Consider the following 20803-nt stretch of genomic DNA (forward strand, 5'->3'; position numbering starts at 1 on the left):
CACTAAACCCCATCAGATGACAACCATATTTTTGGTAGTTGATTAAATCGTTGATTAATAAGAAGCTTACATTATGGCATCCGAGCAAACATCATCAGAATATATCTCTCACCACTTAACGAATTGGACGTACGGCTATCTGCCGGGCGAAGGTTGGAAAGTTGCCTATGATGCTGAAGAAGCAGGGCAAATGGGCTTTAACGCTATCCATCTTGATTCTATGCTATGGTCAGTTGGTCTAGGTATTTTATTTTGTACCATCTTTTGGATGGTTGCCAAAAAAGTCACCTCAGGCGTACCAAGCAAAACTCAGGCAGCGGTTGAGATGATCGTTGAGTTTGTTGATAACAACGTTCGTGATTCGTACAGTGGTACATCAAAATTGATCGCGCCATTGGCGTTGACTATTTTTGTTTGGATCTTCTTGATGAACTTGATGGATTTGATACCTGTTGATTTTATTCCAGGTATTGCAGGACAAGTTGGCGCTGCTATGGGTCACGATCCACATCATGTTTTCTTTAAGATTGTTCCAACGACTGATCCTAACATCACGCTTGGCATGTCGTTCTCTGTCTTTGCACTGATTATCTTTTATAGCATTAAAGAAAAAGGGTTGGGCGGCTTTATCGGTGAGTTAACACTGCATCCATTTAGCGCCAAAAACCCAATCGTACAAGCGATTTTGATCCCGATCAACTTCATCCTAGAAGCAGTTACCTTAATAGCAAAACCTGTATCACTTGGTTTGCGTCTATTCGGTAACATGTATGCTGGGGAATTGATTTTCATACTGATTGCTCTAATGCCGTTTTGGATTCAATGGGCGTTATCGGTACCGTGGGCTATCTTCCACATCTTAGTTATTACACTTCAAGCGTTCGTATTCATGATGCTGACGATAGTTTATATGTCGCTTGCATCATCAACTGAACATTAATTAGACATTCAATAGGTAAATGAGGATACATCAATGGATCCAGTATTAGGTGGTTACACAGTTATCGCAGTAGCACTACTTATCGGTCTTGGCGCACTTGGCACAGGTATTGGTTTTGCTATTCTAGGTGGTAAATTCTTAGAAGGCGTTGCTCGTCAACCAGAGCTTGGCTCACAGTTGCAAACTCGTATGTTCATCGTAGCAGGTCTTTTGGATGCTATTCCGATGATCGGTGTTGGTATTGCTATGCTATTGTTGTTCGCTAACCCTCTAGCAGGTTAATCCGAAAGCTCAGTTGTACATGTTTGGTGCTCAAGGGTTTTCTATTAAATATAGTCAAGATTTGACTACCAAACATGATCAATGAAACTGATTTTTCATTAACAAAGAGGTGATCACGTGAATATCAATTTTACCCTCGTCGGTCAAGCCATTGCTTTTGCAATATTTGTGATTTTTTGCATGAAATTCGTGTGGCCACCACTTATCGGTGCCATCAATGAGCGTCAGCGTAAAATTGCTGAAGGTCTGAATGCCGCAGAAAAAGCAAAAGCAGATTTGGCGACCGCGGAGCAAAATGTCCAGCAGGAACTTGATCTTGCAAAGACCAAGGCTGCCGCTCTAATCGAGCAAGCAAACAAGAGTGCCAATCAGCTCATCGAAGATGCAAAATCGCAAGCCCAAGCGGAAGGCGAGCGCATTCGTCAACAAGCGCAAGCGTCTATCGACCAAGAAATCAATCAAGCGCGTGAATCATTACGTGCCCAAGTTGCTGAACTGGCTGTACTTGGTGCAGAGAAGATTTTGCAAGACAAAGTCGATGTGCAAAAACATGCCAGTATGTTAGACCAACTGGCGGCGAAGCTGTAATTGTGAGGATATAATGGCTGACTTATCAACCTTAGCACGACCGTACGCTAAAGCCGCGTTTGACTATGCCAATGAAAACGGCGCTGTACACGAGTGGGAAGATTTCTTACTTGTCGCTAGCACTGTTGTCAATGACAAGTCGTTCAGTACTTGGCTAGACAATCCAGCTGTTTCTGCTGAGCATAAGTCAGCTGCTTTGGTCGATCTTTATGACTCACAAGTGGCCGGTGATAGCGACTCTGCTTTTAAACAGCTACTAGGCGAGAGCAAAGGTTCTCGCTACGGTAATAGTATTAGCTACCCTAAAGTATCACCCCAGCTCAATAATTTTGTTAAGCAGTTGGCGCAACAAGAGCGTCTAGCGCTGCTTCCTGAAGTTTATGAGCATTATCGCCGTCACAAGGCAATAAGCTTAAAGCAGCTTGACGCATATGTGACTTCTGCCTACCCATTGACTGATGACCAGCGTCAAATGCTACAAACGCGTCTTGCTGCCTCGCTAAATGCCAGTGTAGTGATTCACGAATCAGTTGATCCAAGTTTATTGGCAGGCGCTACAATCAAAGTCGGTGATAAAGTCATTGATGATTCGATGCGCGGCAAGTTACAACAGTTAAAAACACAGCTAACTGCCTAATGCCATTTATTGATGCAGTCATATATTATCTGCGTCATAGCAAGAGCATTTGAGTCAGTGGGCGGGTTATCATAAATTAAAGGAAACAAGGCAATGCAACAATTGAATCCAGCGGAAATCAGTAACCTGATTAAGCAGCGTATTCAAGACCTTGATGCGGGTGCAACTGCAAAGAATGAAGGCACGATTGTCAAAGTATCTGACGGTATCGTGCAGATTCATGGTCTTGAAGATGCCATGTACGGCGAAATGATTGAGTTTGAAGGCGAAATCTACGGAATGGCTCTAAACTTAGAGCGTGATTCTGTTGGCGCGGTAGTACTTGGCGATTACCTAAAGCTGCAAGAAGGTCAAAAAGCCTATTGTACTGGTCGTATTCTTGAAGTACCAGTAGGTCCTGAGCTGTTAGGCCGTGTTGTTGATGCTTTGGGTAATCCTATTGATGGCAAAGGTCCAATCAATGCCAAGATGACTGATAAAGTCGAAAAGATCGCTCCAGGCGTTATCGACCGTCAATCAGTAGATCAACCAGTAATGACTGGTTATAAAGCCGTTGACACCATGATTCCAATCGGTCGTGGTCAGCGTGAGCTTATCATTGGTGACCGTCAGACTGGTAAAACAGCGATGGCTATCGATGCGATCATTGCACAGAAAGCTTCTGGCATTAAATGTGTATACGTGGCTATCGGACAGAAACGTTCGACTATCGCTAACGTCGTACGTAAGCTTGAGCAAACTGGCGCACTAGAATACACCACCGTTGTGGTTGCTTCAGCGTCAGAGCCTGCAGCACTTCAGTACATCGCACCGTACTCAGGTTGTACGATGGGCGAATACTTCCGTGACCGCGGCGAAGATGCACTGATTGTATTTGATGATTTATCAAAACAAGCCGTTGCTTATCGTCAGATTTCACTACTATTACGCCGTCCGCCAGGTCGTGAAGCGTATCCTGGTGACGTATTCTATTTACACTCACGCCTACTTGAGCGTGCATCACGCGTAAACGCTGATTATGTAGAAAAGTTCACTAACGGTGAAGTGAAAGGTAAAACTGGTTCTTTAACCGCACTACCAATCATCGAAACCCAAGCTGGTGACGTATCTGCATTCGTACCAACCAACGTGATTTCGATCACTGATGGTCAGATATTCTTAGAGTCTAGTTTATTCGCCTCAGGTATCCGTCCAGCAGTCAACGCTGGTATCTCGGTATCTCGTGTGGGCGGGGCCGCTCAGACTAAGATCATCAAAAAGCTATCTGGTGGTATCCGTACCGCTCTAGCTCAGTATCGTGAACTAGCAGCATTCGCTCAGTTTGCCTCAGATCTTGATGACGCAACGCGCGAGCAGCTTGATCATGGTGAGCGTGTGACTGAATTGATGAAGCAAAAGCAGTATCAGCCGATGTCAATCTCTGAGCAAGCAGCCGTTATCTATGCTTCAAACGAAGGCTTCTTAGCTGACGTACCTGTCGAAAAGATTGGTTCTTTCGAAGAAGCGTACTTGCGTTATATGCATGATGAGCAAAGTGAATTGATGCGTGAAATTGATGACACTGCGAACTACAACGACGATATCGCAGGTCGTTTAAAGTCATCTCTAGAGACCTTTAAACAAAATCACAGTTATTAATTTAACGGGTTAAGCCGAATTGGTTATAACTGGTATTTAAAAAGTGGCGCGTTGTCTGATCAGATATTTGCGCCACTGTTTTAACCATGATCGGTATTAGATCGCGTAATGCCACAAGATATAAAATGTTATTCTATAAAAGTGATGTTGTATATCAAACGATTGTCGCATGCGCCAATGCTTTTTAACCCTCTTATATTGGAATCATTATGGCAAGCTTAAAAGAGATACGTGCCAAAGTCACCAGTATTAAAAGCACCCAGAAAATTACTCGTGCGATGCAAATGGTAGCGGCAAGTAAAATGCGCCGTGCCCAAGAGCGCATGGAAGTGGGTCGCCCGTATGCTGATAGTATGCGCCGGGTTATTTCACATTTGGTGCATGCCTCATCAGACTATAAACATCCGTATATGGTATCGCGTCCAGTCAATAAGGTTGGCTATATTGTCATTACCTCTGACCGTGGCCTAGCGGGTGGTTTGAATATTAACCTATTCAAAGCTTTAACTAAAAGTATCCAAGATTATCAAGGTCAGTCAGTACAAGCTGAGTTTGCAGTCATCGGTGCCAAAGGTGTGAGTTTCTTCAAAAACTTTGGTGGTAAAGTTACATCGGCTGTGACCGACTATGGCGATAAACCAACGTTTGAGCAATTGAATGCACCGGTTCAGGCTATGCTTGAAGACTATAGTAACGGCAATATTGACCGTATCTATGTGGTCTACAACCGATTCATCAATGCGATGACTCAGAAACCAACAGTCAATCAGTTGGTTCCTCTACCAGAGCAGTCATTTGGTGATGAAGATAGTGGTCTACAGACAGAACTTAGCTGGGATTATATCTACGAGCCTGACATCAAGACGTTGATTGATGAATTGCTTGGTCGCTACATCGAGTCGATTGTTTATCAAGCGGTAATGGAAAACATTGCCTCTGAGCAGTCTTCACGTATGGTTGCGATGAAAGCGGCAACAGATAATGCTGGTGACCTTATTAACGATTTACAGTTGGTTTATAACAAGCTGCGTCAAGCGGCGATTACCCGAGAAATCTCGGAAATCGTTGGCGGTGCTGCTGCTGTTTCATAATTGACTACACCTATATATAGAAGTTCAAGGAGAACGCAATGAGTAGCGGTCGTATTGTACAGATTATTGGCGCGGTTCTTGACGTTGAGTTCAACCGTAATGAAGTTCCTCAAATTTTTGATGCCTTGCAAGTAGATGGTACCGAAACCACCCTAGAAGTACAGCAACAGCTAGGTGATGGTATCGTACGTACTATTGCAATGGGTTCAACCGAAGGTTTAAAGCGTAACCTACCTGTTACTAATACTGGTGCACCTATCTCTGTGCCTGTTGGTACTGGTACGCTAGGTCGCATCATGGATGTTCTTGGTCGTCCTATCGATGAAGAAGGTCCCGTTGTTGCTGACGATAAATGGTCTATCCACCGTGAAGCACCAAGCTACGCGGATCAGTCAAATAGCACTGAGCTGCTAGAGACTGGTATTAAAGTTATCGATCTACTTTGCCCATTCGCTAAAGGTGGTAAAGTTGGTCTGTTTGGCGGTGCTGGTGTTGGTAAAACCGTTAACATGATGGAGCTGATCAACAACATCGCTCTAAAACATGAAGGTTTGTCAGTATTTGCTGGTGTTGGTGAGCGTACTCGTGAAGGTAACGATTTCTATCACGAAATGCAGGAAGCTGGCGTTGTAAACACCGAAGACTTCAGTAAGTCTAAAGTTGCAATGGTATATGGCCAGATGAATGAGCCACCGGGTAACCGTTTACGTGTTGCACTGTCTGGTTTGACCATGGCTGAATACTTCCGTGATACCAAAGATCCTGTTACTGGCAAAGGTCGTGACGTACTATTGTTTGTTGATAACATCTACCGTTATACACTAGCTGGTACAGAAGTATCAGCACTACTTGGTCGTATGCCGTCAGCGGTTGGTTATCAGCCAACACTAGCTGAAGAGATGGGCTTACTACAAGAACGTATTACGTCAACTCAGTCAGGCTCTATTACTTCAGTTCAGGCGGTATACGTACCTGCGGATGATTTGACCGATCCATCACCTGCTACGACGTTTGCTCACTTGGATGCAACAGTTGTACTAAGCCGTGACATCGCATCACAAGGTATCTATCCTGCGGTTGATCCACTCGATTCAACCTCACGTCAGCTAGATCCACAAGTAATCGGCGAAGAGCATTACAATGTTGCTCGTGGTGTTCAGGAAGTTCTACAGCGTTATAAAGAGCTTAAAGACATCATCGCTATCTTGGGTATGGATGAGTTATCAGAAGAAGATAAACTGGTTGTTTATCGTGCTCGTAAGATCCAGCGCTTCTTGTCTCAGCCATTCCATGTAGCCGAAGTATTCACTGGTGCACCTGGTAAATACGTACCACTACGCGATACCATTGCTAGCTTTAAAGCAATCATCGCTGGTGAATACGACGACCTACCAGAGCAAGCGTTCTACATGGCTGGTAGCATCGATGAAGTTGTTGCTAAAGCTGAAAAAATGAAGTCTAAGTCAGCGTAAGTTGTATGCGTATAAGCTAAAGAGTAGATATAATATCAACCTTATATCTACTCTTTAGTAACGCATCGCAGTTTTACTGTTTTTTGATCGCGCTTTTATGGTAAGGAGTTAAGTATGGCAACGTTACAATGTCGCGTCGTAAGTGCTCGTGAAGAGTTGTATTCAGGCGAAATTAGCATGTTAATAGCTACTGGCACCGAAGGCGAGATTGGTGTATTGCCAGGTCACACACCGCTTATTACTTTGCTAAAACCGGGTGCAATGCGAGTGCAAAAAGCAAACGGCGAAGAAGAAGTGATCTATGTTTCAGGTGGTGTATTAGAAGTACAACCAAAAATGGTTACCGTATTGGCGGATACAGCCATGCGTGCGCATAATCTTGACGAAAGTAAAATCGTTGAAGCACGCAAAAAAGCGGAGCAAATGCTGGTCAATCAATCTGACACATTACAAACCAATGCGGCTTTGGCCTCACTTGCAGAGTCAGTAGGACAACTACAGACTATCCGTAAGTATAAAAACCGCGCGTAATCTATTACTAATAACCGTAAATATTCGCTTTAGTTTACTGTTCCAAGTAATGATAAAAAGACAGTCCATTATATGGGCTGTTTTTTTATGTCTACTCGTTAATGATTGATTCACTTTATCATGATTGACCTCGCTCAGATCTGAGGTATGAATAAATGAATTCTCTATTCTTTAAAGTAAAATCGTTCATCTATGATTGAGAGAAACAATATTAGAATATTCCGAAAAGTTACTGGCGACAATCGTAATATGTCGTTATATTAGATAATGGAACATCGTAAATAAACAGCGATGGTTGAGTGTATTTGAGCAACCTTAATCATTCATTTGATAATTTATATGCACTTAGATATTAAGTAGTCTGCAAAAGTAAAACCATTAGCTAATGCGGAAATATATGACATTATTTTTGGACGTAAACTAAAGTTTTAGTCGATGTAGTTTATAGGTTTTGTTAACGACTATCAGCTATAGTATAGGAAGCGATACGTTTAATAGTATACTGTGCTGCTAAGTTTGTAACAGCTATACGAACATCGATTGTGCCATTTTATGGTGCTATTAATTTTTACCGCTCTTACTTTTACTGCTTTTAAATTAGATGTATTAGAGGATATAACAATGACAACGACTGAAGAAGACAACACCCCCCGAATCTTGATTGTTGAAGATGATGAGCGTCTGGCCATGTTGACTCAAGATTACTTGGTCAAAAATGGTTTAGAAGTAGCAATTGAAACTGATGGTAACCGCGCTATTCGCCGTATCGTCAATGAGCAACCAGACATGGTCGTACTTGATGTTATGCTTCCTGGTAGCGACGGATTGACGGTTTGTCGTGAAGTGCGTCCGCATTATCAAAATCCGATTTTGATGTTGACTGCGCGTACTGAAGATATGGATCAAGTATTGGGTCTTGAGATGGGTGCTGACGATTATGTTGCCAAGCCTGCCCAGCCGCGTGTATTGCTTGCCCGTATTCGTGCCTTGCTACGTCGTTCAGAAAATGCACCGTCAGAAGACGTGCCACAGCGTCTAGAGTTTGGCGAGCTAGTCATCGATAACGGTGGTCGTTCAGTCAATCTAGGTGATGAATTGGTTGATTTCACCAGTGCAGAATACGATCTACTATGGTTACTTGCGTCTAACGCAGGCCGTATCTTATCTCGTGAAGATATTTTTGAGCGTCTACGCGGTATTGAGTATGATGGACAAGATCGCTCAATCGATGTACGTATCTCACGTATCCGTCCAAAAATCGGTGATGATCCAGAAAATCCAAAACGTATTAAGACGGTACGTAGTAAGGGCTATCTGTTTGTGAAAGAAGGTAACTAAGTCATTTTTGCTCATTTAATGACTAAATATTGATCGTCGTTTGAAAAAACCAGCCTAGTTGCTGGTTTTTTTATGGCTAAATTCTAATTTTTGAACTTAAATGCGGTGTTATGTGGTTTAATTAAGCACTTATTATGGACGCGAACTAAATGTATAAAATGTCTATTCTTTTTGGATGATTATTGCATATCCATTAAAATATACTATTTAGCGTCTGATAATCCTATTCAACAGTGTTCGATATCAATCACATAGCAGTGCTTATATGCTAGATGATATCAGCAGTTTTTATTTATTAAGTTGGTCACGGCACGTATGTCATTAGTCTCTTCTTTAAAACACAGTATTTTTGTCCGTATCTATGCTGGACTACTCATAGTCTGTTTGTGCGTAGCATTGTTTGCGCAGTTATTGATGGGTACTATCAATAAGGAGCGTGTACAGTCCTACCGTGAAAACATGGCAATGGGGGCTTTTCATTTGGTGAGCGAAGGTATCTCTCACCAAAATACTGCAGAAGAGCGTGAATACTGGCTGTCTGATGCCAGTAGTTTGTTTGGTGCAAATTTCAAAATCATACCTATTGATGAAGTAGATTTTACTGCCAGCGAGCTACGCCGCTTTAAAAATGATAATACTGTCGTTCGTTACGTCGAACAGCCTGTGTATGCAGATGTCTATTATCGCTTGCCGGATAATGAGAATGTCCTAACAGCACGAATATCGGAAGTCACGGAACAGCAAGTCAGAGCAATTGCTGTCTTTTTATTGGACGACTTGTCTTATGAAGTCACCTTGTCTGATAAACGTGCGCGCTTGGCCGAACTTGAGGAGAAATTTTCTTTCCCTCTGGCATTTGTGCCTGTTAACACGCTCGATTTAGATTCAGATCAAATGTCACGCCTACGCCGTGATGAAGTGGTCATCTCATTACAAGACCCTAATAGCAGTACCAGTAGTTCGGCCATCAAGATAGTGGTTCCGTCTGAAATTAATGATATGGCAGTCCTGATAGGCCCTGTACCATTGTTTAATTGGTTCCCACTTAATTTGATTATTAGTATGATTCTGATTAGTATGTTTTTAATCAGTTTGGGTGTTTATGCGCTCATTTTCCCACTTGAGCGCAAGCTACAGCTGATTCAAGTTGGTGTTAATGAGGTGAGTAAAGGCAACCTTGATATTCAAGTACAAGTAATTGGTCAAGATGAGATCGCACGTTTATCAGCGACCTTTAACGCGATGACGTCACATATCAAGCGTTTGATTGAGTCGCAACGAGAGCTCACGCGAGCCGTATCACATGAGCTTCGTACGCCAGTTGCTCGTATTCGATTTGCGGTAGATATGCTGGCTGATACTGATGACGAAGATTCACGCTTTATGCAGCGTGACTATATCGATGAAGATATCGAATCACTTAATGGCTTGATTGATGAGATTTTGACTTATGCTAAGCTCGAAGAGGGCTCGCCAAAATTAGATTTAGAACCAGTAAATCTCAGAGAATTGCTACAGCAGATTGAGCGTGAGACCAATGCACTAGGTAAGCCGATTAAAATAGTGACCAACTTGCCAAATGCAAAAGTAACCGCGATTGCCGATCGACGCTATCTGCACCGTGTGATTCAGAATCTTGCAGGTAATGCTTTACGTTATGCCGAGACCACGATCATTATTAGTGCTGGTGTCAAAAAGGGTAATGCATTTGTCAGCGTCGAAGATGACGGTCATGGGATTCCTGAGGCTGATCGTGAAAAAGTATTTATACCGTTTTCGCGCTTGGATGATAGCCGTACACGAGCATCAGGCGGCTACGGCCTAGGTCTGTCTATTGTATCGCGCATTGCCTTTTGGTTTAATGGTAGTATGAAAGTAGATGAAAGCCGAGATCTTGGCGGCGCAAGATTCGTAATGACATGGCCTATCAAGCCATTGACGCAAATTTTGGCTGCTGACGAATTGACGCAAGAAAAAAGCGAACGCGATTTTGACACTAAATAATGACGTTGAACAATGATGACAACTAAACAATGATGACAAGTAAAAAATTTGTCATCATTAAACGAACCCGATCATCAGTATTTTGATAATCAGGTGTCTTGTTTGCAGCAGCTTATTCTAGGGTAGTTTGACAATATAGGAGGCAAAGGATGCCATATTTATTTGGTGGCTTGGTGCTATTAAATGCGATTACGCTGGGTTACTACTTGTTTCTAAAGCAGCCATCAACAACCCAAACGCTAAAGACAGCCAAAGAAGAAATTACTCAGCCATTGACGTTTACTAATAGTGCTGAATATATTCCGCCTATCATTGGTAGCAAAGATTAATTTATCCACGCAGGGTTTGTTTAAGCGATCGTGTTAAGGATTGTCTTCATTCGATGTAATACTATCGACTGTAGATGTGTCATCGACTGCATCAGCAGCCAAGGTATTGTCTCCAGCAACTTTAGAGAGTAGGGGTATGCGCACGCATACTTGTAACCCACCATCAGGGTGATTAATCGCCTCGACCGTACCATGATGTAACCGCGCAATGCGATCTACAATGGCCAGCCCTAGACCGCTACCTTGGGTAGTACGTGCGGTCTCTCCACGCTCAAATGGCTGCATGATACGCTCCAATTGATCCTCTGCCACACCATCACCGCAGTCACGCACACAAATCATCAGTTGCTCTTGTGCTTCCTTATTGACAACGTTTTCACTGACGACATCGCTATCTTCTTCTTCAACCGTTTCTATAAATGTTGGTATCACCGTGGCTGATAGATAAATCGGCGGTTTACCATAACGATTGGCGTTATTGATCAGATTGATGATGAGACGCTTGATGGATAAGGGGCGTACAGGAACGACTTTGTGACACTCTGATTGATAAACGAACTTCATCGGTGCAAACTGCACCATTATTTCATTAAATATCGTGTCCAAATTGGTCAAGCTAACTGGCTCATCGGAGCCATCTTTCATAAATGAGATGAACTGCTCCAAAATCGCATCCATATCTTCAATATCGTAAATTAGCCCTTCACGAAAAAAATCATCTGGTAGCATCTCAGCAGTCAGACGCATACGAGTCAAAGGTGTCCGCAGGTCATGTGAGATACCAGCGAGCATGATGGTTCGCTCTTTTTGGGCTTGATTTAACGTTGTAAATAGACGGTTGAAAGCCATATTCACTTGACGTATCTCGGTAGGGCCTTTTTGCGTTGGCAGTGTAGTCGCATGACCCAGACGAATATAGTTAGTCGCTGCACGTTGCAAATAACGTAAAGGGCGGTTCAATTGACGTGCTAACAAAATAATGGTCAGCAGCGATAAGATAGGCAATCCAATCAAAAACAATATGAGCAATGTTGGGCTGTACTGCGAGTAGTAAACCACTGGCTCACGAATCCAGAAACTGTCATCGCGGCTGTCTTGTACCCAAAGCTGCGGTGTTGGTTTGAACTTGAAATAAACTTCGACAGGTCGACCCAGCTGCGCACCAATCTCATACTGAAGTACATCAGTAAAGAAGCTCACAAATGCTTTGTCAGCCACCTCCGGAAAGTCACTGGGGTTGTTCACCACCACGACATGAGAATGCTGATACACCCATTGGCGGATATCAGGACGATATTGCCAGTCTTTATTCACACTATTAATTAATCGCAGCTCGCTTGTCAAATAACGCGCATGGTTTTTGAGTTCTGGCAGATAAAGACTACGCCAAAAGAATAAAATCGACAAACTCACACTGATGAGAACAATAAAAGCGACCATCAAGGTTGTCAGCCAAGTATTGGAATAAGAACGTGGTAGCCAACCTTTGCGACGGGGCTTTGAGTTTGGAGTAATCATATAAATCCAGCAGATTAAGAAAGATGTCTGATTAAATTTGGTTTTGAGTTAAGCCGCGATTGTATTTTGGAGAAAGAGCGGGTTATTTCTAAACATGGTGGCTGAGAGTAGGGTGTGTCAGTCTACTTCAACACACCATAGAATAGCATAACCAATGAATCGTACTGTGACGCTATTCATTTAAGCAGTTTGTTATGTACCTCTCCACTATTTTAATAATACCAAACCTAAAGCGCGGTATATTTTAGTAACTGATTAAGATAGAGAGTCCTTAATAATTGTATAAAACGCACGGTTATGCTCGATTATGTTTTACATAGACGGGTATTTAAGCTATTGTTAATAAATAATTAAATATGCACGGTTTATGTTTTCAACAAATAAAGACTGTGATATAATTATGCCCTTTTTGGTATACCTGCGAAAGAGAGAATTCACATGGTTGTTATTCGTTTAGCACGGGGCGGTGCCAAGAAACGCCCATTTTATCAAGTAGTTGTTGCTGATCAACGCCGCGCGCGTGACGGTCGCTATATTGAAAACATCGGCTTTTTTAACCCACTCGCTAAAGAGTCTGAAGAAGCAGTACGCCTAAACATGGAAGCGTACAATGCGTGGATCGCAAAAGGTGCACAACCTTCAGATCGCGTTGCTTCATTAGCAAAAGCTTACAACAAGTCTGCAGCACAAACTGAAGCAACTGCTTAAGTTTTCGTTGCTACTGAGCCACTTGTAGTATGACTACAAGACGATTCAGTAGACTTTAGAATACATAGCGTAACTGGTTTGACCAGGGTGCGCCATTAACTGTTTATCGCTTTTGACACAATTGTTTTTGCAATTGCTGTTTTAATCATTGTTAGGTTAGCTGCTATGTCATCCACTCCAAACGCTAGTGCCCTTATGAAAATCGGTCAGCTTAAGAAGCCTTATGGCATCAAAGGCTGGCTTTGGGTATTTAGCGATACGGATGATCGTACAGCGATATTCGACATGAAGCCGTGGTGGATGAAAACCGCCACTGGCATGAAACCTTTGACTGTCAAAGCTTGGCGTGAGCAAGGAACAGGAATTGTGGCTCAATTTGAGCAGATTCCTGATCGTAATGTTGCTGAGACCATGAACGGTGTTACCGTTTGGGTCGAACAAAACGTCTTGCCTGAAACAGCTGAAGACGAATATTATTGGTCGGATTTGGTCAGTTTGCGCGTGATGAACGAGCAGAACGAGTATTTAGGCAATATCACTGAAATGTTTGAAACTGGTGCCCACGACATTATGCGCGTGGCAGCCAATTCAGACAGTTTGGATAATGAAGAGCGCCTAATTCCATGGCATAAGCAAACTGTGATAGAGGTCAATATGACTGAAAAAACAGTACTTGTGGCATGGCCGAGTGATTATTAATATCGATTCTAGCTTTTAGTTAGTGTTCATTGATAGTCACACCGATTGTTTTAGCCTCAATGCAAGTAGACATCAGATGTATTTTGCCGTAATTAGTATTTTTCCTGAGATGTTTGCCACGATTCGTGAGTTTGGAATCACGGGACGGGCAGTGACTCAGGAGCAAGTTACGATTGAATGCATTAATCCACGTGATTATACCACTGATAACTATCGCCGTATTGACGAGCGCCCGTATGGTGGCGGTCCTGGGATGGTGATGATGGCTGAGCCATTGTCGAAAGCCATTGAGGATGCACGCTTGCGTGCCAAGCAATACGGTTGCCGTGTCGATAGTGAGCATTGTCCGGTGATTTATATGTCACCGCAAGGGCAAACGCTTAGTGAGAGTAGCGTAGTCGGTATGACTGATTATGATGGCATGATTTTATTATGCGGTCGTTATGAAGGCATCGACGAGCGCCTGCTGTCACAATATGTCGATATGGAAGTATCACTAGGTGATTACGTGTTGACTGGTGGTGAGCTACCAGCAATGGTGCTGATGGATAGTGTGATACGTCGTCTACCCGATATCATGGGTGATGATAAGTCAGCAGAGCAAGACTCGTTTGTCGATGGATTGCTTGATTGTCCACACTATACCAAGCCGCATGAGTTTGCGGGTATGGCGGTTCCTGAAGTGTTACTTTCGGGTCACCATGCCAATATCGCTAAGTGGCGCTTTAGTCAGCAAGTCAGTCGTACGCAAGCGCGTCGTCCGGATTTGTGGCAAGCGTTTACTCCGACGGTAGAGCAAGCGAAGTGGCTTAAAGCACTAGCAAAAGCAGATAAAAAGTAGGTTGTTGATACCTGATTTTATCGTCATTAAGCTTGATAAACAGTTAAGAAACAGAATTTTGAGCAATAATAAAACGAGTCATCGCATAGTGGCCGTTGGTTATAACCCATTTATGTTGTATCTCACTATAAAGAGATACGATTAATTATTACAAACAGGTGATATGCGTAAAGCCTCTATTATCTAATGTGAGGAGATAACTCTCATGAGCAACAAGCATCCATTGGTTCAGGTCATCGAAAACGCTCAATTGATCGAGCGCCCAAACTTTGCACCCGGCGATACCGTTGTGGTACAAGTAAAAGTACGTGAAGGTGAGCGTGAGCGTTTACAGGCTTTTGAAGGCGTTGTAATTGCTAAGCGTAACCGCGGTTTAAACTCAGCGTTTACCGTACGTAAAATCTCAAGCGGCGTTGGCGTTGAGCGTGCATTCCAATTGCACTCACCAATCATCGATAGCATTGAAGTGAAACGTCGTGGTGCTGTTCGCCGTGCGAAACTGTACTACTTACGTGAGCGTTCTGGTAAATCAGCACGTATCCGCGAAAAACTTGCGCCACGTCCAGCTCAGAAAAAGACTGACGCTGGCGTACCTGATGCAGTTGATACTGCACCTGGTATCTAAGTACAAGTTTGCCGTTTTGAGTTGATTGTATGGTTTTAGAATTGACTCAAAACAAGGTAATAGTAGATACAAGCCCTTATTCATAGGTTTATTTATAAATAAGCGGGCCATACCAAAAAAGACAAAACCCCAATCTATGCGAATGCTGGATTGGGGTTTTTGTATGTGAACGCTTATCAATTTAGGCTTGCGGGGTGATTAGCTGGATATTCACAGCTAATAGGTGCTACTTTTTGCGAATAGTCGAAAACTATTCAGGTATGGGGCGTTTCAATTCGGCTAGCTTGCTCTTTAGATTTGCTGTATTTGCGTAGTCTGATATACAAGGTTTTGGTGACGGTAGCAATGAGTTTTTGCTGGTCGTCTACGATATCGACTTTATATTCACGAAACACAGGTTCACCGTCTTTTGCTAACTCTTGAATGGTAATCACTTCAGTGCTAGGTATTTTCATTCGTGCTGTGACTCTGCTATTACCGGGCGCGACAAAATCAACATGTGAGCTTTTGTCCCAGACCACATAGTTACTACCCAATTGATGCATCAGCATGAGCATATAGAAGGGATCAACCATGGAGTATAAGCTACCGCCGAATTGAGTACCGACGATATTTTTGTTGAGAGTGGTCAGTCCCATGCTGACCACACACAATCCCTGATCGAGGCTGATGTGATCGATTTTGATGCCTGCACCGATATAGGGCGCGTAAGTATTGAGTCGCAACTTCAGTAGGTGCGGGGTCAGTAGCGGCATGATACTTTGCTTGGCTCGACGCTTCAAAGTCTCAAAATTGCTGGGTAGTACACTCATAAATCTATCCTGTTGCTTTTATTGATTTTTCAGTGATATGGGTAGCGCTGTTTTTTAGTGCTTGCTATTAGATGATAAACGACAAAGACATTTATCATAGTTAAAAATGACTGCGCTCGCTAGTTTTAAAGCGTAACTGGGCATAGTCTTTATAGCTATCGCAAAGTAATATTTAGTATTTATTATAACTATCTTTAGTATTTAGTTATATGATAAAAAATATTCAGATGTAAGTCATTCTTAAGAAAACTGGCCTTTGATTTAATTTTACGTCCAAATTGGCGCTGTTTTTTCCTGTTAGTTTCCTATTAAGTTCATTCCTGTATCCAATGAAAACTTTAATTTATATATTATAACGATACACATAGTCTCTTTAATTCACCTTAAATTCGCATTTTCTTATCCCTTAACATACAATGGTTTTCCGCTTATTGTGACCGACCGGTCATTTAGCGAATATCAAATTAAAATCGTTAGCCAATTAAAAATGCAATCAACACAAGGAAATGTGATGAGTAACATTCAGACCTCATCTTTAAGGTCTAACACGCCGGAATCAAATCCAGAAAATCAAGATAGCGAATTGCAAGGCAGTTATATAGATTTGCATAAGCCAAGCTCAAGTTTTGACAGTCGTGACGCTTATCTAAATCATGAATTGCAAATCATGCAGCCAAAACGCTGGCGTCCCAATTTACCATTTCGTGATTATCGTTTTGAGTATGAAGATACTATCCCAGCGATGGCAGCGACCATCGGTAAAGTGGTCATGGTGGGCGCGATTGCGGCAACCTTTGCAGGCCCACTCGGCCTAGGTGATGCCTTTGTTTTAGAAAACGTTCGTTATGAGTTGTTGATTGTCTCGTTCTTTATTGTCTTGTTTTCTGGATTTCTGCTACCGACGGCCAACCTTGCCGGTACTCATGGGCCACTTATTCCATTGATTCCCATTGTTGTTGCTGCAGGTGGTCATCCGATGGCTTTTGGCCTACTGATTGGGGCTTTTGGTCTGCTGCTCGCTATTAGTAAAGGGGGGAGCTTACTGGCCAATTTAACCAGTAAAGGCGTATGCGGTGGCCTGTTGATTTACTTAGGGTTTATCGGAACCACCTCACAGGTTAAGAACCTTTTTGCTTGGGCAGAAGGGATTGGTATGTCGCACATTGCTTTCTTTATTATTTTAGCGACTATCCTACTATATGCATTACTTGAACATTGGCAAAAACGTTGGCTTGCGGTTCCGCTCAGCTGCGTGTTAGGTGGCGGTCTTGCTTTTGCATTGGGCGCACCTTTTGCGTTCAAAACAGCACCAGGTCTACCGCATATGAACCCAATGTATTGGTGGGGTGAGAATACAGGTTGGATGTTAGGGCTACCGACGATTGAAAGCTTCATTGTGGTATTGCCCTTTGCTATTTTGGCCGTGGCAATGTGGTCACCAGATTTCTTGGGCCATCAGGTATTCCAAAAAATCAGCTACCCTAAGCGTACTGAAAAAGTGCTCATGGACATCGATGATACGATGACCAGCGCTTCATTTCGTCAGGTAGTTGGCTCTGTGCTAGGCGGTGCCAACTTTGCGTCCTCTTGGGGTACTTATATTGTTCCTGCGGCGATTGCGAAACGTCCGATTCCTGCTGGTGCTTTATTGACGGCCTTGTTCTGTATTATCGCAGGTGTCTGGGGCTATCCAATGGATTTGGCTATCTGGCAACCAGTGATGTGCGTGGCATTGATCGTTGGGGTTTTCATCCCACTCTTAGAGGCTGGCATGGAGATGACGCGCGAAGGTAAAACCACGCAGTCTGCTGCTATTGTGGTGTTTGCTTCTGCCTTGGTGAACCCAGCCTTTGGTTGGTCACTCACGCTATTGCTTGATAATTTGGGCTTGATTGGCTCAAAAGAGCGCAGTGCCAGTTTGACTAAAATGAGTCGCTGGATCATACCGGGTATTATGTTTGTGGTACTGACTGGTGTGATGGCTATTGTTGGTATGTTGCCAGGTATTCCAGCATTGATGGCAAACTTCCGTCATTAGACCATTCATGATTAGCATATGACCGAACAAACGAAGTCAGCATAAAGCTGGCTTTTTTATGCGTGCTATTGAGGCAATAATCAGCTTGCAAAACCACGATTCCTGCCCCATAACTAGCAGTATTACTAAGATTTTTAAGAGCAATAAATTCTATGGTTACTGTCTCAGAATCGAGTCCTGTCGATGATAAAAAAGCCCGTCTTAAACATCTGATCAAGAACCTGCCTAATTTGCCAGGGGTATATAAGATGCTGGGCAAAAACGGCGATATTTTATATGTTGGTAAAGCCAAGTCGCTAAAAAGCCGCGTGAATAGTTACTTTGCCAAGACGATTGATCATCCAAAGACGCGGGCGCTAGTGGCACGGATTCATAATATTGAGACCATTATCACGCGTAGTGAGACCGAAGCGCTGTTGCTCGAGCAGAACTTAATTAAAGAATATCGCCCGCCTTATAACGTCTTGCTGCGTGATGATAAGTCGTATCTATACGTGTTTATTTCAGCGGATAAGCCTTATCCTCGTTTGGCGTATGGGCGCGGCAAAGGCAATCATCAAAAAGGCCGTTTTTTCGGGCCGTTCCCCTCTGCCCATGCAGCAAAAGAAACGCTGGTGTTGATGCAAAAAATGTTTCAGATGCGCCAATGTACCAATACTTTTTTTAAGCAGCGCCAGCGTCCTTGTCTGGAGTATCAGATTAAGCGTTGCCGTGCGCCTTGCGTAGGATTGGTATCGCCAGAAGAATATAAAGAGGACGTTAATAATACCATTCGGTTTTTGAAGGGTGATTCTAGCGATATTCATACCACGCTGATTGAGAAGATGGAAGGCGCGGCTGAAGCACTAGATTTTGAAAAAGCCGTCCTTTATCGTGATCAGCTGTCGATGCTACGCGAAGTGCAAGCAAAGCAGGCCGTCTATACGGTGCAAGGTGAGGCAGATGTGATAGCCATTGCCAGTCAAGCGGGCATGACGTGTGTCAATGTACTAACCGTACGCGGCGGCCGAGTATTGGGCGGCAAAAATTATTTCCCTGATGTGGACAGTAGCGAGCCGCTAGCAGATAACCTATCGGCTTTTATTACCTCGTTTTATTTTCAGGTGACGGACGATCTACCAGCCGAGATTATATTGAGTCATGAGATCCCCGATCAGGTGGCGGTCAGTGAAGCATTAGCAACGCATTTTGGCAATAAAGTGGTCATCAAAACCAATGTGCGTGAGCATCGCTCAGAGTGGCTGGACTTAGCAACGCTGAATACCAGTAATGCGCTAAAGACCAAGCTTGGTGATTATTTAGAATTGCACGCACGCTTTGGCGCGCTAAAAGATCTATTATCAGATGTGACAGACAGAACGGTCGATCGCATCGAATGTTTTGATATCTCGCATACCATGGGCGAGGCGACCATTGGTAGCTGCGTGGTGTTTGATCAAGGCGGCGCACGCAGGCGTGACTACCGTCAATATGCGATTCATGATATCCAAGGCGGCGATGACTATGCAGCGATGAAACAAGTACTGACAAGGCGGTATAAAAAGCAGCCGTTGCCTGATTTACTGCTGATTGATGGTGGTAAGGGTCAGCTGAGTATGGCAAAAGAAGTACTGGTTGAATTGGGTATTCTCGGTGATACGTTGATCATTGGCGTCGCGAAAGGAGAAGGACGTAAGGCGGGACTCGAAGTCTTGCACTTTTTGGATCATGAGCCGCTCGATTTGCCAATGGATAGCAAAGCATTGCATTTGTTGATGCATATTCGTGATGAGGCGCATCGTTTTGCCATTACCGCCCATCGTAAAAAACGTGATAAGCGTCGCTCATCATCAGTGCTTGAGGTGATTCCGGGTCTGGGTGAAAAGCGCCGCCGCGATTTGCTCAATCACTTTGGCGGTATGCAGCAACTGCTTGGCGCGTCACAGCAGGAACTGGCAGGCGTTCAAGGTATTGGACCTGTACTGGCGAAGACGGTTTATAAAGTACTGCACGAGTAGCTTGATCTATTATTTTTACCAATAACTTGATAACGTCCAAAAAAAAGGGCTGCTGCAGATAATTTGATTTATTTGCGGCAGCCCTTTTCTTGAGTTAATCAAATGCTCTTAATCAGTCTTCTCTACTTTATAAGTCACAAATTTAAAGCTTAAATCACTTTTTTCGTCATGCATTTGCTCAGACTCCTCAGCTACTTTATAGCGCGCGGGTAGCTTAGGATAAAAAGCATCACCATCGGTAATGTCAGTGTCTACATGGGTCAGCTCAATGCGATCCGTGTACATCATGGCATCATTGAATATACGTTCACCGCCGATCACCCAAATAGTATCTAAATGCAGCCCATGTGCCAAACTTGCTGCATGCGTCAGTGCATCATCTAAGTTGTGAACCACATGCGCGTGGGCGTGTCCTACCAGTCCTTTTTGCTCTGCGTAGTCCATCTGAGTGGAGACAATGAAGTTCACACGCTTTGGTAATGGCTTGCTACCCATTGATTCAAATGTCTTGCGACCCATGATGACGATGCCTTGCATATCGCTACTCGAGGCCGTATTCTGCGGGTCACGTGTGGTCAATTGTTTAAAGTGCTGCAGGTCTTGTGAGATATGCCACGGCAGCTCATTGTTCTTACCGATACAGCGATTGCTACTTATGGCGGCGATTTGGGCAACTTCAGTGTGGGCATAACTCATAATGTGTCCTTTCTATTAT

20 protein-coding genes are annotated in these 20803 nt (G+C 43.4%); 17 read left to right on the forward strand and 3 right to left on the reverse strand.

Annotated elements, in window-relative coordinates; translation table 11 throughout:
• Positions 1–73 precede the first annotated feature (73 nt).
• The 11 genes from atpB to ACHUET_RS08280 all read left to right on the forward strand — a co-directional run bounded on the left by atpB (position 74) and on the right by ACHUET_RS08280 (position 10850).
• The gene (atpB, locus tag ACHUET_RS08230; protein WP_075106457.1) at positions 74–940 is read left to right on the forward strand and encodes a F0F1 ATP synthase subunit A; all 867 of its coding nucleotides are present in this window, start codon (positions 74–76) and stop codon (positions 938–940) included.
• A 33-nt stretch (positions 941–973) separates the two neighbouring features.
• Positions 974–1222: a F0F1 ATP synthase subunit C gene (gene atpE / locus ACHUET_RS08235; protein WP_010197960.1), complete on the forward strand. Its 249-nt coding sequence runs from the start codon at positions 974–976 to the stop codon at positions 1220–1222.
• Between the two features lie 117 nt (positions 1223–1339).
• Positions 1340–1810 (forward strand): F0F1 ATP synthase subunit B, encoded by a 471-nt coding sequence (locus ACHUET_RS08240; RefSeq protein WP_058023503.1) that lies wholly within the window; start codon positions 1340–1342, stop codon positions 1808–1810.
• A gap of 13 nt (positions 1811–1823) precedes the next feature.
• Complete coding sequence (locus ACHUET_RS08245; RefSeq protein WP_075106456.1) at positions 1824–2447, forward strand: F0F1 ATP synthase subunit delta; 624 nt, start codon at positions 1824–1826, stop codon at positions 2445–2447.
• A gap of 93 nt (positions 2448–2540) precedes the next feature.
• Positions 2541–4085 (forward strand): F0F1 ATP synthase subunit alpha, encoded by a 1545-nt coding sequence (atpA, locus tag ACHUET_RS08250; RefSeq protein WP_201601534.1) that lies wholly within the window; start codon positions 2541–2543, stop codon positions 4083–4085.
• Positions 4086–4294: 209 nt separating this feature from the next.
• A complete protein-coding gene (gene atpG / locus ACHUET_RS08255) occupies positions 4295–5176 on the forward strand; it encodes a F0F1 ATP synthase subunit gamma (RefSeq protein ID WP_394212063.1) in 882 nt (293 codons plus the stop codon).
• A 38-nt stretch (positions 5177–5214) separates the two neighbouring features.
• Positions 5215–6648 carry a F0F1 ATP synthase subunit beta gene (gene atpD / locus ACHUET_RS08260; protein ID WP_201601540.1) on the forward strand — a complete coding sequence of 478 codons (1434 nt, stop codon included), beginning with the start codon at positions 5215–5217 and terminating at the stop codon, positions 6646–6648.
• A gap of 114 nt (positions 6649–6762) precedes the next feature.
• A complete protein-coding gene (locus ACHUET_RS08265; RefSeq protein ID WP_058023508.1) occupies positions 6763–7179 on the forward strand; it encodes a F0F1 ATP synthase subunit epsilon in 417 nt (138 codons plus the stop codon).
• 621 nt (positions 7180–7800) lie between these two features.
• Complete coding sequence (locus ACHUET_RS08270) at positions 7801–8517, forward strand: response regulator (RefSeq protein WP_058023509.1); 717 nt, start codon at positions 7801–7803, stop codon at positions 8515–8517.
• A 315-nt stretch (positions 8518–8832) separates the two neighbouring features.
• The gene (locus ACHUET_RS08275; protein WP_201601548.1) at positions 8833–10521 is read left to right on the forward strand and encodes an ATP-binding protein; all 1689 of its coding nucleotides are present in this window, start codon (positions 8833–8835) and stop codon (positions 10519–10521) included.
• Between the two features lie 149 nt (positions 10522–10670).
• Positions 10671–10850: a hypothetical protein gene (locus tag ACHUET_RS08280; protein ID WP_238038631.1), complete on the forward strand. Its 180-nt coding sequence runs from the start codon at positions 10671–10673 to the stop codon at positions 10848–10850.
• A gap of 33 nt (positions 10851–10883) precedes the next feature.
• Here the strand turns inward: ACHUET_RS08280 and ACHUET_RS08285 are convergent, their stop codons facing one another.
• Positions 10884–12368 carry an ATP-binding protein gene (locus tag ACHUET_RS08285; protein ID WP_394212067.1) on the reverse strand — a complete coding sequence of 495 codons (1485 nt, stop codon included), beginning with the start codon at positions 12366–12368 and terminating at the stop codon, positions 10884–10886.
• Positions 12369–12806: 438 nt separating this feature from the next.
• Between ACHUET_RS08285 and rpsP the strand changes: the two genes are divergently transcribed.
• From rpsP to rplS, 4 genes are all read left to right on the forward strand, one after another.
• The gene (gene rpsP, locus ACHUET_RS08290; RefSeq protein WP_021812802.1) at positions 12807–13076 is read left to right on the forward strand and encodes a 30S ribosomal protein S16; all 270 of its coding nucleotides are present in this window, start codon (positions 12807–12809) and stop codon (positions 13074–13076) included.
• A gap of 165 nt (positions 13077–13241) precedes the next feature.
• Positions 13242–13775 carry a ribosome maturation factor RimM gene (gene rimM / locus ACHUET_RS08295; RefSeq protein WP_201601557.1) on the forward strand — a complete coding sequence of 178 codons (534 nt, stop codon included), beginning with the start codon at positions 13242–13244 and terminating at the stop codon, positions 13773–13775.
• Positions 13776–13851: 76 nt separating this feature from the next.
• Positions 13852–14616, forward strand: coding sequence for a tRNA (guanosine(37)-N1)-methyltransferase TrmD (gene trmD, locus ACHUET_RS08300; protein ID WP_201601560.1), 765 nt, complete (start codon positions 13852–13854; stop codon positions 14614–14616).
• Positions 14617–14821: 205 nt separating this feature from the next.
• The gene (rplS, locus tag ACHUET_RS08305; RefSeq protein WP_102093129.1) at positions 14822–15241 is read left to right on the forward strand and encodes a 50S ribosomal protein L19; all 420 of its coding nucleotides are present in this window, start codon (positions 14822–14824) and stop codon (positions 15239–15241) included.
• A gap of 254 nt (positions 15242–15495) precedes the next feature.
• Here the strand turns inward: rplS and ACHUET_RS08310 are convergent, their stop codons facing one another.
• A complete protein-coding gene (locus ACHUET_RS08310; protein WP_394212070.1) occupies positions 15496–16053 on the reverse strand; it encodes a DUF4442 domain-containing protein in 558 nt (185 codons plus the stop codon).
• Positions 16054–16564: 511 nt separating this feature from the next.
• Between ACHUET_RS08310 and ACHUET_RS08315 the strand changes: the two genes are divergently transcribed.
• Positions 16565–18091: a DUF3360 family protein gene (locus tag ACHUET_RS08315; protein WP_394212072.1), complete on the forward strand. Its 1527-nt coding sequence runs from the start codon at positions 16565–16567 to the stop codon at positions 18089–18091.
• 152 nt (positions 18092–18243) lie between these two features.
• A complete protein-coding gene (uvrC, locus tag ACHUET_RS08320) occupies positions 18244–20088 on the forward strand; it encodes an excinuclease ABC subunit UvrC (RefSeq protein ID WP_394212074.1) in 1845 nt (614 codons plus the stop codon).
• A gap of 108 nt (positions 20089–20196) precedes the next feature.
• Here the strand turns inward: uvrC and ACHUET_RS08325 are convergent, their stop codons facing one another.
• The gene (locus tag ACHUET_RS08325; RefSeq protein ID WP_394212076.1) at positions 20197–20784 is read right to left on the reverse strand and encodes a dihydrofolate reductase; all 588 of its coding nucleotides are present in this window, start codon (positions 20782–20784) and stop codon (positions 20197–20199) included.
• Positions 20785–20803: the final 19 nt, after the last annotated feature.

It is taken from the genome of Psychrobacter piscatorii, assembly GCF_043641605.1.
Taxonomy (GTDB): Bacteria; Pseudomonadota; Gammaproteobacteria; order Pseudomonadales; family Moraxellaceae; genus Psychrobacter; species Psychrobacter piscatorii_C.